Raw genomic sequence first — 14,410 nt, forward strand, 5'->3', positions numbered from 1 at the left:
TCTCCTAGTGGTAGTCCTCGATCTTCACGTCCTCAGCGCCAGCTTCGGTCCAGCGAAAGCAAATGCGCCACTGATCGTTGACCCGAATGCTGTGTTGGCCAGCCCGATCGCCTTTGAGCGCCTCCAGCCGGTTGCCTGGTGGCACTCGAAGAGCATCCAACGTCGTAGCAGCATCGAGCAGGTGCAACTTGCGATTCGCGGCTTTATGGACGCGTGGGTCCAGCCGCTTCGCCGGCTCTCGACGCCAGACCTTCTCGGTGTCGCGGTCGGCGAACGATCTGATCATAAAACCAGTATATAACGGACTCCGTTAATAACGTTAGACGTTATACCGGAACTACATCAGGCTCCGGCACAGAGCAACCCTCTGGGCTAAAAAACGCACTGTGCTTAAGATAGCGACCGAGTCCCCCTCAATGGTGATCACTCGATCACCATGCGCGCCCCCGCAGATCGATCGTGCCAGCGGGCCACGCTGAAAGTTCAGAGGCTACGGGCAGTACCAACAGTGGTTGCCCGGGCAGATCATCGGCTGCCAAGCCGTCCCGTCCGATCGAGCGCTCGGCCACCCAGACTCGACTCCATCCGCATGATCTGTAAAACGGTACGACTTCCTCCCGGCATCCGAGGTACCCAAAGTCAATGCCACCGGCATCCAGCATCGACTGCGCGGCACGGGTCATGAGCCGCTTTCCGAGTCGTTCACCGCGTGCGTGCTCGGAGATCAGTACTCCCCCGACTCCAGCAATCACCACCTCGGCATGGCCCACGCCGATGGTGCGACGCGCCCAGCCCACGTGCCCAACGACGCTGTCCGCGGATCGGGCGATCACATGGAAATCATGAGGCGCATAGCCGTATGGCTGATTCGGGATCCAGTATCCGAAATCGTGAAGATACTCTTGGTCAAAAAGACGCCTCAGATCATCAACGTCTCCGGCTGTCAGCGCTCCGTGCGCCACGACTGAGATCGACAGATCCGTCATGAGAACTTCAGTGGCGTAATGGCGGCAACCGTGTCACGCAGCGTGCGCCGCTCGAGCCGCAATTCATAGTTTGCTTGCATATTCATCCAGAATTCCTCGGACGTCCCGAATTAGCGCGCCGGACGGATCGCCATGCCCGCCGCGATGCCACGTTTGCCGTGCACGATCTCGATGATCCGGCGCGACGGCACATCCCTCGACCTAAGCGGCGTCGCGAGACGGATAGCGACGGATGCCACATCCCTGCTTTGTGAACATACCTGTTGTGTCCGACGTCATTTTGCAATGAATCGAGTTCTAGACGCAACCCGGATTCCTTAAGAATCCGAGGGCGTTGAAATTAGACATGATTGGAAGTTGAGGCGGAACTCCACCACGTCCCATTGCTAAATAACCTTCGACATCATTGTCCGCCTTCATTGTGCGCCAGACCTTGCAGGTCGATGCGATGCGGGTAACAAAGGCGGGGACGGACGCGCAGCCCCGACGCACCCGAACAATGTGACAGAATAGAGGCCAGTCGGCCGCACTTTGCGACAAAGAGCAGTCGCACCTACGGCCGTTCTTGGCCTACGACCGTTATACGCATGGGGAGGATACACCTTGGCTGGTCCTGCGTCGTCACCAATCTCATCCTCGACAACGGTAAAGACTCAGGTCCCGGCCGTGACCGCAGCTGTTGCAGAGGCCAACGCGGCCGTCCACAATGGCAAGCTGACAAGCTTCCTCACCATCACACAGAAGGCTCCGCCGAGGTCTCAGATGTGCACCTGGCACCTCAGCACAGCGGTAGGGCTATCTCCTCTCGATCGGGCTTCAGTGGCGTGGATCGTCGCCGCGGCTGCGATGAAGTACCGTGGTGGAAATTCGATCGTCTACTCGACCTGGCGCGACGCCGCGCTCGCCGGCGTGAGGCTGACCGGCACCGACCGCAAAGTTGTAATGGCGTTTGTCGACAGCGTCTTCGGCCTACCACCCACGGGCAAGAGCGAGGAACATCTCGTCGGGCACGTGGCGGAATGGATGTGGTACCTCCACGCCTGCGAGTCGGTCGACCCCGCGCGCACTCCCGTCGTCCTGGAACCTCCCAAATTCAACGTCACCGAGCCTGGCGCCGACGGGTTCATAGTCTTTCGCGAGACGGTCACCAACGAGCACCACTATCGCCTATGGGAGCTCAAGAAGCACACCGCAGCAGGGTCCGTCTCTTCGACCGTCAGCACCGCCTACAACCAGTTGAGCACCAACGCTATGCGGTATCTGGCTCAGCAGGTCTCGATCTATTCGACCAGCGAAGGAGCTGTTGGCGAATTGTGCAGTAAACTCGTCGAGTTTTGGTTGGAAAGCCACGAGCGCGCCGGCGTCGGTATCGGCGTGACTTCAACGACCATTCCCCCGCCCAACACCTGCTTCACTACGATGGGCAAGCACTTCCCCGGGTTCGACAAACCCGGACAACTTGAAGGGCTACTCGTGGCGGTCGAGGACCTCTTGGAGATCGCCAAAGACGTGCGGGGGTACCTGTGGATCGTGCTCTAAACACCGATATGCTCGCCGAAGTTCTCGGTCAACACTCTCCAGGGGTCCTGCCCACTGTCGAGGAGCTAGCCGCACTGATCGCCGAGGTTGAAGTCCGCGCCTTCATCGAGCCGACCGACGTCGACGACAGCCTTCTCCATACGGCTTGGTACTTACATGGCGTCGCGTCGGCAGAACAAGCCGGAGACCTTTATACCCCGGCACGACAGCAGCGTGCGTTCGCCGTTTCCGCGCACATCTTCGACCTGGCGTTGAACGATCCTGGCCGGACGATTCACGACCAGCTCACATTGGCCTTCGGCGCACAGGTCGGCTACCGCCGGGGCGATCTAGAACCCAACGCGACGGCAATATGGCGCCGTGTCAATTGCCACTTGGACCACCCTCTGCCTGAGACGGACGAGTCCGGCAGCAGAGATGCCAGCGCCCAATCGCCCGACAATGACCACGTCAGGGACACCGAAGCGCTTACCCGCCTTACGCGCAGCCTCGCGACCATGGCCCTGCGTGCCGGCATCGCGTTTCTCGGGCTCGACGCGCGACGCATCCAGCTCCTGTTGAGCCGGTGGCGAGGCGAGATCGACTCGATACGGACAATGCTCGACCAGGACTCCCTCACCTCTACGATGTTCGGTCCTGCCGAGGCTGTCGCCCAGGCCGTCGGTGACCTCATGGTCTTCCTACGCTACGGCGACAGCGACAGGCTCGAGACCGCGAGAGTACACCTTCAGTCCGTAGTTAACCTCAGGGCCGGGCAGGGCGATCACGACGCAAGGTGGGTCGCCGTGCACCTTTTCCACATCGCCGAAGAGATGGAATGCTCGAGCGTGTGGAGTGTGCTGCCCGACGACACGCCCCCGATCGTCGCCCAGGCATTCACCGTTGGGACGCCTCCGGTGCTGACCCTGTGGCCTCCGCAGCGTGACCTGCTGACCCGCTCGAACATGAACCCGCTCGACCCCGCCACACGACGACTACTGCTCTCGGTACCCACCAGCGCGGGCAAGACACTGATCGCGCAGCTGCTGATCTGTCACCATCTGGTTACCCAGCCTGGCAATGTATGTTACGTTACGCCACTGCGAAGCCTCGGACGAGAGATGCGCCAGGCGTTGGCCGGGCGGCTCCGGATCATCCAGAAAGGCCTGGGCGCCAACTTCGCCGACTTCGGCAACATCAACATTGAACAGTTCTTCGCCCTGCTCGACGAGCCGGCCGACAGCTCCGTGGAGGTGATGACCCCCGAGCGACTAATCCACCTGCTGCGCCACGACCCTTACTCGGTCATCGAACGGTATTCTATGTTCGTCATCGACGAGGCCCACTTGCTTGCCCAGCCCGGTCGTGGGCTCCTGCTTGAGACTATTCTCGCCGCCCTCAAGACCACCGACGCACGAGTCGTGTTGCTCTCTGGCGTTATGGGCAATGCACATCAGATAGCTTCGTGGCTCAACCCCACCCAAGCTGCAACGCTGTTCGAATCAGGATGGCGCGGGCCGCGTCGTCTGCACGCGTTGCTCTACTCCAACGTCAAATGGGACGACTTCACTCGTCTCCCCTCGAAGTCGTCTACGTTCACCCATATCGAGCGGTACCCGATCACCGCCGACCTCCGGGTGCGTCCAGTTGAGGGCATTACGCGACGGTTGGCAACGCGCGCCGAAACCCCGATCGGCTTCCTCGAACGCAAGGTTCGCCCGCCTAGCGCTGGCAGGCGCGACGTCGACAACTACGACGCTTTCTACAAAATGTGCGCGCGCACAGCACGCGATTTTATTGATGCCGGCAGTTTATTAATGATCCTGTCGCAACGCAGGTACGCTCGCAACGCGGCGCAGGAGCTCGCTGCGATGCTAGACGTCACCGATACAACCAACGAACTGTGCGAGTTCCTCATCGAGCGCCTCGGAGCCGAGCACCCCCTTATTGAGTGCGTTCGCCACGGCGTAGCCTATCACCACGCAGGGCTCCCCATCGATGTCCTCGACGAGCTCGAACAGGCCATGCGTGCAGAGATGCTGAAGTCGATGTTCGCAACCTCCACGATGACGGACGGAGTCAACCTACCCGTGCGCACCGTGGTAATCTGCGAGACACGTTACGAGGGACAAAACTCCGGTCAGCAACTGGATGGTCCACGTCTACTCAACGCCGTCGGCCGTGCAGGCCGCGCGGGCAAGGAGACCGAGGGGTGGATCATCCTCGCCCTGAACCAACGGCCCCGAGACGTCGACTTCGATAAGCTGCAGCCAGTCGATAGCGACTTGGAGATCCTGTCGACCCTGAACTCCGAAGTTGCACTGGCTCGTTTGGTCGAAGTCGAGGCGCTGATAGCTGAGTCTGCCGACGCGCTGTTCACCGTCGAACATGGCGAAGCCGCCGATTTCGCTGCGTATGTATGGTTCGTCCTGTCCGCGCAGGAACGGCTCGCTGCAGTCACCGCGGATGCTGACTTCGCTGGCACGATCGATGGTTTACTGGCGTTCGTGCAGCTACCACCGGATATCGTGGCACGATGGAGGGCGTTGGCCGAGCATGTGCAAACGTTGTACGAAACAACTCCGGCCGAAACGCGGCTGACTTGGACTCTGAGTGGTACGACGCTGGCAAGTGCGCGATGTATCGAAAAGATCGCCCTTACTGTCGTCGAGCAAACAAAGACGCTGTTCTCTGAGATAGACGAACTCGGAAACCAGAGCCCCGTAATGCGAACGCTGACTCTCGAGGAGTCAATGCGCGTCCTCGACCTATCTGGAGCACTAGGCGCCCTTCTACAGCTACCCGAGGGCGCAGGTGTGTGGAAGTTTAAGACTAGCATCGGTGCGAAAACAGCAATCGACGTCCCAATCACGGTTGCGTTGAGTGGTTGGCTGGCCGGATTGGACATTCCCGACCTAGCCCAACTGATGTTGCCTGGAGTGCCGGACGTTTCATGGCAGCTCGAGCAGACGGTCGATGCGATAAGCGGGGCTTTCGAGCACTTTCTGAGCTGGACCATCGGAGTGGTCACCGCTCAGGCGAACGAGTACCTACTCAGACAGGGAAGCATCGAGGCGTTCCCCGAGAACCTCGCATACTTCGTCCGGTACGGGGTCGATACAACGATTGCTCTCAACCTCCTCACCAGTGGCATCCGGTCGCGAAGACTCGCGTACGCGATTGGTGAACGTGCCACAGCGCTCGGGCTGAACTGGTCGCAGGTGCGCGGCTGGCTCCGCGACCTGCACATCGACGGGTGGAAAGATGAGTTCACTATTGCTCGGCGTGAGGTCGAAGACCTGCTCGAATTCTGCCGTTCGCCGACCACGAGCCCGCTACGGCAGCTACTAGAACAGCACACGACTACTGTCGACCTGCACACGCCAATGGAGCAGCCTCCAACTGCGGGTACGCTACTGGTCGAACTACGGATATCACACAGTTCCGAACCGATCGAGGTATGGGCCGTAGGGACGACCAGCTTCCGGGTTGGGATCATTGCCGCTGCTTCACACACAGATGTCGCCCTGCTCGGGCACAGCGGACTGGAGTACATAGCGGAAACAGATGGCAACTTAGTGAGGTTCCGCGAGGTGCGCTGACTTCGCTCCCACCTACCAGAGCCGCATTGTTGATTCTACATACCGGTCCGGCAGCGCCGCGCCACTTTACTGGACCGTCTCCAGATTTGCCGTAGGTTACTTGTGCCGGAGCCCGGCAGGTTCGAGCAACCAATGCAGTCGTTCGAGCGAACTCCCATGCCGGTATTTGCCATTTTTCTCGGATTCACAGATCAAGTACATTCACGCCAGGCTTGTCCATCGCAGGGATGACACCACCATCAAAATTGTTCAAGCAGTATTTCGCTATTCCGGGTTATGAGGCTCACTTCGACACAATGGTGGCAGCAAGCGAATGCATGGATCTATTGGAAGCCGATCAGCTGTTCGCTCGGTCGCGAAAATTCGGACCATGTCTAAACTCTCTTTCAATGATGTAAACAGAAATGCCCTGAATTAAGGGCGTGACTAGGGGTTCACACAAGCGTTATGACAGGCTCGCCCCGTTACCTTGTTGATAGCTCCTCAATCAGAGGATGATAGGAGCTGTCAGCCAACCAGTCCCGGTATGGTGTCTTGCCCCTGTTTTCAATGATCCGGGTGTTGACACCGAGGCTGGAAGGCAGCGAGGTGATTGCTAATCAGGGGCACGACGTCAACAATATTGGACGTCAGTCGTAACGTGGGTGTAAGACTTTGCTACCGGTCGCTGGCCGACTTTGAACACCGTACTAGTTCAAAGGAGCGCTAGTCATGAAAACCACTGATGTCGAGATCTTCCTCGGTTTGGACGTCGAGAAAACCGAACATTGGGCCTGTGCTCTGGCTGCGGACGGCACCAAAATCTGGAACAAGACACTGCCCAATGACGAAGCAAAACTCACCAGCATTTACCAAGAGCTCGCCACGCGGGGTGCCGTGCTCGTGGTCGTGGACCAGCCGGCCACCATTGGCGCCCTGGCCGTTGCAGTGGCCCAAGACATAGGAATCAGCGTTGCTTACCTGCCCGGACTGACCATGCGCCGCATCGCAGACATGTATCCGGGCACCGCGAAAACCGATGAGAAGGACGCATTCATCATCGCTGACGCGGCCCGGAACATGCCACACACCCTGCGTGGCATCACCGTTAGCGACGAGAACGAAGCCACGCTGGGCATGCTTACCGGTTTCGATCTGGACCTCGCCCGTCAAATTACCCAGACCAGTAATCGGATCCGTGGCCTGTTCACCCAAATCCACCCGGCTTTGGAACGTGTCATCGGCCCATGGCTGGAGCATGACCCTGTACTTGAGGTCCTGGCGTCTTGGCCCACCCCGGCAGCATTGAAGAAAGCCGGGCAGGCACGTGTAGATGCCAAGCTGAAGAAGCACGGGGCGCGTCGCCACACCGCCTGGACCGCCATTTTATTCGAAGCCCTGGCAACCCAGCACGTACTGGTTGCCGGCACTGACGCCGCCGGCCTAGTGATCCCTCACCTTGCCCGGCAGCTGATCGCGTTGCACGCCCAACGAGCGGACGTCGCCGGTCATCTGGAAAATCTGGTGGAGGCCCACCCTCTTTTCCCAGTCCTGACATCAATGCCAGGGGTCGCCGTCAGGACTTCCACGATCGTGATTGCCGAGATCTCCGGCAAGGGATTTACCAGCGCTGCCGCGCTGGCTTCCTACGCAGGATTAGCACCAATCACGCGCCAGTCAGGAACCTCGATCAAGTCTGAACGAGTCAGCCGTGCAGGCAACAAACGACTGAAACGGGCACTATTCCTCTCAGCATTCGCCTCGATTCGTTTTGACCCCGTCAGCAGAGCTTATTACGCCCGGAAACGTGCCCAAGGCAAACGGCATAACCAGGCGTTGATTGCGTTGGCCCACCGCCGGTTGGTGGTCCTGTTCGTGATGCTTCGTGATGGAACTTTTTACGATGTTCCGGTGCCTGCGAATGCTTGACAAACAACATAGGGCCCCACTGGCCTCTGCTGCACACGGTACGTCCGCAAAATGCCACACTGTCAAGGGCCATCTCGTTCTGCCCACTGCGTCGGAGTCCGCTTCGCCTCGCTCTTTGCAGACGAACATGTCCGATCGCTCTGCACAAAACGACGTAAAGTCGGATCGCGCAGCTCTGCGCCGCGCCAGGTTGATTCGTCGTAGTAGCCACTAACCTCGGGCTACGATAAAGAGACGTGTGCCTGTGTTGACGAAGATGAGTGAGGTGTCTGCCAAACGGAGATGAACGACAGGTCAACTTTCAGAAATACCAGGGCGGCTACGTGTCCCAAGCTTGTTCAGAGCAGGCATGACCTTAGATGCAGATGGGCTCGCAGCACATGAGGACTGCGAGCCATCTGTGTTCAGTCAGTGACCGTAACCTTCTGTAACGGTAGGACTGGAAAGACCTTTCAAATCGGTCCACGATTCAGCACGCTTCACATCGGATTCATAGGCGATCAGATATCCCCATCCGGTGTTGACAAACTTTGGTTCGCTGATCAGTTTATTAACCAGTGTCACAGCGGCCTTGCGCTTTAGGCCAACGACTTCGTCGTCTCGGCCCTTGTCTGATTTGCCTTCGACGATCCAATAGATTCCCTTTGTGTCGAGCGCAACGAAATCAGGGTAGTAGTTGTCCCGCGTGGAGTACGCGATCGAGGCCCGATCACTGCGATACAAACGCTTCCACCAAACGATCTCTTCAGAGTAATTCAACTTCATTGCCAGCATGTACTCTGCGCTCCAGGAGTCGAATGACGCGGCTGGAAACAACCCCTTCTCCCAATCACCGTAGTACTTGCGCAACTTGAACTGAGACTGCTCCGTGTCGTCAAGCAGTCTAAGCACGTCCTCCCCCAATGGAAGAACGAACGACTGGTCAATCGGTAGTTCCACGGGGTGGACTGTGATCTCAGTCTTGGTACGGCTAGCATGCTCTTTAATCTTGGAGAGGATCAACCTCTCAAGTTCGGAAACTGCGGAGTCCTTTGCTTTCTCCGTCCAATCCTTGATAGCGGCCTTGCGAATGAACCGAGGAACGACACGGTTCTTCAACTGAGTGATGTTCGTACTCGACTGCGTCAGCTGACCCAGACTGACAACACGTCGAGTCGATTCCTTCACAACCGCGTCCGCCTCAATGAGTTCACTGTCAACAGTCACGTCTTCAACACGTTCTGCCTTCAGCGTGTGCTTATCGCGCGAGGCCACTAACTTCTTGCGATGTAGAACTTCCCCAGAGTCGGATACTCGCTTGGCAGCTTCGTCAATATCATCGTCCTCAAGCTCTGTGAGGTCGAACGGTTTCATCGTCTTTGTCATTAATGTAGACGGGAAGCAGAACGTTGTTCCTTGAAACGCACTGTTGATCTTGATGGTCACAGGTACTGATATCCCCTGCTGGTCTAGGCTTTCTTCGTCGTCGAGCTCACGCGCAATCAAAGATGTCTCAGTTTTATCACTTCCAGAAAGAGACTCGCCCGGTTCGGCACTGGAGGCAGACTCTTGCCCCTGCGAAGCATCGCTCGCATCAGCACGGGTGCTATCAGCTGTAGGAGATGACACAACGCTTGGCTCTCCCTCCGGCGCACCGGCTTGTGCTGTGCCTACAAGCTGCCCGCCGCTGATGCCGTCTTTGATAGCACCATCGAGTCCAAACGTCTGCAAAATGTTCTCGTCATTAAGCAGCTCTTCGAAAGAGGTATGTGCCAGTATGTCCAACTGGTCAATTCGTGGGATACCTGTGCGCTGGCCGAATGGCAACCGTAGCCCCCGCCCCATTGTTTGCTGAGTTAGCACCTCGGACGCCATTGCTCGCAAGGTACACATGACGGCAATGCGCTTTGTGTCCCACCCTTCTTTGAGCTTGTCGACGGAAACCACAACCCGCACAGGCGACTTTTGGTCATCGAGCTCATCGAGACGCTTACGAGTTACTTCGCCGTCGTGCTCGTTGTCGACCTGGAGCACCGCCTCTTGGGAGCCGCAATAGCCGGGGCCCCGCAACAACTCAGCTGTCTGCGTCGCGTGTTCGACATTAGCGCAGACAACGAACAATGCGGGCTTAGTACCGCTAATGCCCTTATGTGTTTGGACGTAATTGCCGTAGGCGGCCTCTTTGTTGCGCAGCAACGAAAGAGCGTCCCGAAGTTGTCGTTCCTCGGATTTCTCCCCCTGGTAACCGGACTTTCGGAACACAAGCACAGGTGTCTTTACGTAGCCGTCGTTGATTGCCTGGTACAGAGGGTACCTATAAATGACGTTGTCATTCTTCGACACCGATGCAGTCAACCCGATTGTGGCTGCGGGTTTGAGGTCCTTCAGCGCCTGGTTAAACGACTTAGCAGATGCCCCATAGAGGTGCGATTCGTCCGCGATCACAATCAGGTCATCAAGATTGGTCAGGTATTCATAGAGCGACCCTGCATCTTCTTGGAACTTGCGGATCTTCGTCCGCTGCCCCTCGATGCCGTCAGCCTTCGACGAGTCCGCGGTCTGCTTGGGAGCCACTAGCTGATGGACGTTGAAAATAAAGACCATGGAAGGATCAATACCTTCTGACGTCGACTTTAGAGTCTGGCTCATTCTCCAGGCATCGTACGACTGAGGGCTGACCACTGACGGTGGGATTGGGAAGCCTCCAATGTATCGGGTAGTTCCCTCGCGGAAATTCTGCACAGTTTTGTTCTGTACCACCAACGATGGCGTTATTACTATAACGTTTGAAATTCCTTGGCGCCGGAAGTACTCCACCGCTGCCGCCATGAGATAGGTCTTTCCTACACCAGTGGCAATGTCTAGAACCAGAGGACGCAAAGGATCGATGTCGTCGGTCAGTTCAACGATGAGTTGCCGGAGGCCTTTCTTGTTGGGCTCGCGCAAGTCGAATTCAAGTGCGATCTGATTGATCAGGCCTTGATCAAGAGAGATGGGGAGTGTGGCCATGGTCAGTTCATCTCCTGCGATTCGAGCTTGAACATGTCGTTAGGGACGGCAACGGCGACGCACCCTCGTCCTGTCGAGCGCAGGTACTGCCGTACGCCGTCTTCAATTTCCGTGGCAGCGATAGTCAACCCCTCGCTGTCGCTGAGGTGGGCGAGCAAGTCTTCTGCCTTGGAACGATCTAGCCGACCTTCAACGACCGCCAGTCGCATTGCGCCCCGAACCCCATCGAAGTACAGGTCCTCGGGGGTAAGCCGGAAGTTGAGGTTCGCTGCGACGGACTTCACCAGTACTTCCCCTGTTGCGGCCTCCTTCAACAGGACCAGCCCCAAATCTGTGTCATAGTCGAAACATGAAGGCGAAAGGTGCGCCACTGTGAATCCGCCGCCGCCGCGCCAATTTAGTGTTGCTTTTGTCTTCCTAGTTTTGGCGAGATACTTGAGCGTCTTGATTTCCTTTGATTTCAGAAGGCTTTCCTTAAAAGTGAGCTCTGTAGCTGCTGCGGGCTCAGGCGAGTCCACTGAGTCTGCGGGGTCTTCCTCAGACCCCTCCGGAAGCAGGTCCAGTTCCTCTTCAACGTCTTCTCGTTCTTTGAGGAGTTTGGCGAGAGTCTGGGTGAATTGGAAAGCTTCTGCAGCGGTGATGTCCTGCGGAAGTCCGTCGACCGTGGCGTCGACCCGCTGGCCATCGGTGAGCGTCACCCCGCCGGCATCTTTGTCCTCAATGACCTTTTTGAGACGGGGAAGGATAAAGTCGTTCAACGTCGTATCGATCAGCTCACAAGAAATCCAACGTCGGCCCATTTTCTGCGCCACGGCGGCTGTTGTTCCGGAACCGGCGAAGACGTCGAGAACGATGTCGCCTGGTCGAGTTGCGATCTGAATGACGCGTTCAAGTAGCCTCTCGGGCTTTGGGGTGGAGAACGGCTTCTTACCTGGGAACAGCTTCTTTATCTCCGACTTAGCTGCCCGGTTGTGGCCGACCTCTTCGTTGCGCCATAGAGTCCGGGGGTTGGTCCCGTCTGCGGGAATATAAGCTTTGCGCCCCAGGCCTCCGGTGGATCGAATCAGAATCCTGGGCAGATTAGGTTTTTTGCGCCGTTCCGCGACGAGTGTACGCGCTTGTTCCAGAGGCACATCAAGAACGATCGCACAAACCTCATCTGAAGCCTTTTCAAACGGCACACCTTCATTTTCAGCCCTCCACTTGGCATCGTGAAGGTTTTCATAGCGGTATGGTGCCCACTTGTTGAGCTCTTCAAAGTAAGTATTCTGGGAGAGCCTCCAGCTTCCACCCGCCGGCGGTCGCATCATCTCGCCAGTCAGTGGGTTCTGGATGGCGTAGCACATTCCGCCGGAACCGTCACCCTTATTTGCCGTTGGATTGTCGTCCCACCACGGACCAATCGGATCATTATCAGGGTTTGAAAATCGGGCATTATCTGCTTCAGTTCGCGACATCTTGTTGAGCAATGGGCTCCGCGTTTTGCCGTAAACGATGATGTTGTCATGATCGTCTGAGAATCCATCCCCGCGTCGTGGCGAGTCGGCTTTCTCCCAGACCACCTCTGCGATGAAGTTTCCCGCGCCAAAGACTTCGTCCAACAGTAAACGCATTCGGTGGTTTTCCGCGTCGTTGAGGTGAATCCAGATGGTTCCGTCGTCGGCCAGGAGCTTGTGCATGTGGAGCAGCCTGTCCCGCATCATCGTGAGCCAGATGGAGTGCTCTAAGTTGTCTTCATACTGGTCAAAGGTCTTCTCCGTGTTGAACGGAGGATCAATGTAGACGCAACGGACCTGACCGACATACTTCTCAGTGAGCTCAGGAACTCTCGTGAGAGCTTCCAGGACATCCCCAGATTCCCCGAGAACAAGTAGATTGTCTTGGGTAGGTTCCAGGTCAGCACGCCCCGAGTAGACCTTCGTAGGGTCCTTGGGGCTTTGACTACCCGTAACGACCTCATCGATGACGAGTGTGTGCGTCTCGCAATACCGGGGGTCTTTAGGATCTACCCATTTGTAGTCATAGCGTCCCGTTGCCGTAGGTATCAGCGCCTGATCCTTATTATACCAAGTCAGCTCAAGTAGCTGCCTCTTGCGCCCCATGAACAACTCCTTCGTACCTCAAGCCATATATGAAGAAAAACGGATGCGATGATTTCCTGGCCTTTTTAGGGGTTATTGAAACCTTGGACTCAGCCCTCAAAAACTGCTACAAAAGTACCCCCAAACAACGTTTACTACATGTTTCTGTAGCAAATGTTCCCAGTGATAGCGACGATTTACACGTTGAAGCGGAACTCCACGACGTCGCCGTCCTTCATGACGTAGTCCTTGCCTTCAATGCGGGCCTTGCCGGCGGACTTGGCGTTGGCGATCGAGCCCAGCTCCACCAGGTCATCAAAGGCCACAACTTCGGCCTTGATGAAGCCACGCTGGAAGTCGGTGTGGATCACGCCGGCGGCTTCCGGAGCAGTCGCGCCGCGGCGGATGGTCCACGCACGGGTTTCCTTTGGACCAGCGGTCAGGTAGGACTGCAAGCCCAAGGTGTCGTAGCCAACGCGAGCCAGCTTGTCCAAGCCGGACTCTTGGATGCCGGCATCTTCCATCATCTCGGCAGCTTCGTCTTCTTCAAGCTCGGCCAGCTCGGATTCGAACTGGGCGTCCAGGAAGATGGCCTCGGCAGGTGCCACCAGCTCGGAGAGCTTGGCCTGCATCTCGGTGTCGGCCAGCCCGGCCTCATCGGTGTTGAACACGTAGATGAATGGCTTGGTGGTCATCAGCTGCATTGGAGCGAGCTCTTCAAGGTCGATGCCCTTGGTCTTGCCCGCGGCGAACAGGGTGATGCCTTCTTCAAGGACCTTCTGCGCGTTGAGCACTGCATCCAGGAAGGACTTCTCGATCTTCTTGCTGCGCAATTCCTTCTCAAGGCGCGGCAGCTGGTTCTCGATGGTCTGCAGGTCGGCGAGGATCAGCTCGGTAGCGATGGTCTCGATATCCGAAGCCGGGTCCACCTTGCCGTTCACGTGGATGACGTCGTCATTGACGAATGCGCGGGTGACCTGGCAGATCGCGTCGGCTTCGCGGATGGTGGCCAGGAACTTGTTGCCCAGGCCCTCGCCCTCGGAAGCGCCCTTGACGATGCCAGCGATATCCACGAAGGATACGGTGGCTGGCAAGATGCGCTCGGAACCGAAGATCCCGGCGAGCACCTTCAGGCGCGAGTCAGGCAACGGCACGACACCCACATTGGGTTCAATGGTTGCGAACGGGTAGTTGGCTGCCAGCACCTGGGCACGGGTCAGCGCGTTGAACATGGTGGACTTGCCGACGTTGGGCAGTCCGACGATTCCGATAGTAAGAGCCACGGGAGAAAATTCTACCTTTTGCTAGTGATAAGCGCGCAATTGCC

At 57.4% G+C, this 14,410-nt stretch carries 8 protein-coding genes and 1 pseudogene; 3 read left to right on the top strand and 6 right to left on the bottom strand.

Annotated features, from left to right (window positions below):
• Positions 1-4 precede the first annotated feature (4 nt).
• From H6F58_RS13220 to H6F58_RS13230, 3 genes and pseudogenes are all read right to left on the bottom strand, one after another.
• Entirely contained in the window at positions 5-286 is a 282-nt protein-coding gene (locus tag H6F58_RS13220) for a type II toxin-antitoxin system RelE/ParE family toxin (protein ID WP_195181940.1), read from the bottom strand.
• 145 nt (positions 287-431) lie between these two features.
• Complete coding sequence (locus tag H6F58_RS13225; protein ID WP_195181941.1) at positions 432-986, bottom strand: GNAT family N-acetyltransferase; 555 nt, start codon at positions 984-986, stop codon at positions 432-434.
• Positions 983-1,225 (bottom strand): annotated as a pseudogene (locus tag H6F58_RS13230) (HigA family addiction module antitoxin). The gene H6F58_RS13225 and the pseudogene H6F58_RS13230 overlap by 4 nt, the downstream one beginning before the upstream one ends.
• A 427-nt stretch (positions 1,226-1,652) precedes the next feature.
• Here H6F58_RS13230 and H6F58_RS13235 point away from each other — a divergent pair.
• The 3 genes from H6F58_RS13235 (at position 1,653) to H6F58_RS13245 (ending at position 8,014) form a co-directional block, all read left to right on the top strand.
• Positions 1,653-2,525 (top strand): hypothetical protein, encoded by an 873-nt coding sequence (locus H6F58_RS13235; protein ID WP_195181942.1) that lies wholly within the window; start codon positions 1,653-1,655, stop codon positions 2,523-2,525.
• An 8-nt stretch (positions 2,526-2,533) separates the two neighbouring features.
• Positions 2,534-6,106, top strand: a complete 3,573-nt coding sequence (locus H6F58_RS13240) for a DEAD/DEAH box helicase (RefSeq protein ID WP_206693687.1) — start codon at positions 2,534-2,536, stop codon at positions 6,104-6,106.
• A 711-nt stretch (positions 6,107-6,817) separates the two neighbouring features.
• Positions 6,818-8,014 carry an IS110 family transposase gene (locus H6F58_RS13245; protein ID WP_195181943.1) on the top strand — a complete coding sequence of 399 codons (1,197 nt, stop codon included), beginning with the start codon at positions 6,818-6,820 and terminating at the stop codon, positions 8,012-8,014.
• A 408-nt stretch (positions 8,015-8,422) separates the two neighbouring features.
• On the opposite strand, the gene H6F58_RS13250 is transcribed toward H6F58_RS13245, so the two are convergent.
• The 3 genes from H6F58_RS13250 to ychF form a co-directional block, all read right to left on the bottom strand.
• Positions 8,423-11,002 (bottom strand): DEAD/DEAH box helicase family protein, encoded by a 2,580-nt coding sequence (locus H6F58_RS13250; protein WP_195181944.1) that lies wholly within the window; start codon positions 11,000-11,002, stop codon positions 8,423-8,425.
• 2 nt (positions 11,003-11,004) lie between these two features.
• Complete coding sequence (locus tag H6F58_RS13255; protein ID WP_195181945.1) at positions 11,005-13,104, bottom strand: site-specific DNA-methyltransferase; 2,100 nt, start codon at positions 13,102-13,104, stop codon at positions 11,005-11,007.
• Between the two features lie 176 nt (positions 13,105-13,280).
• Positions 13,281-14,366: a redox-regulated ATPase YchF gene (gene ychF / locus H6F58_RS13260; protein ID WP_195181946.1), complete on the bottom strand. Its 1,086-nt coding sequence runs from the start codon at positions 14,364-14,366 to the stop codon at positions 13,281-13,283.
• Between the last annotated feature and the right edge of the window lie 44 nt (positions 14,367-14,410).

Origin of the sequence: Glutamicibacter sp. FBE19 (genome assembly GCF_015524875.1) — a bacterium.
GTDB classification, from domain to species: Bacteria; Actinomycetota; Actinomycetes; order Actinomycetales; family Micrococcaceae; genus Glutamicibacter; species Glutamicibacter halophytocola.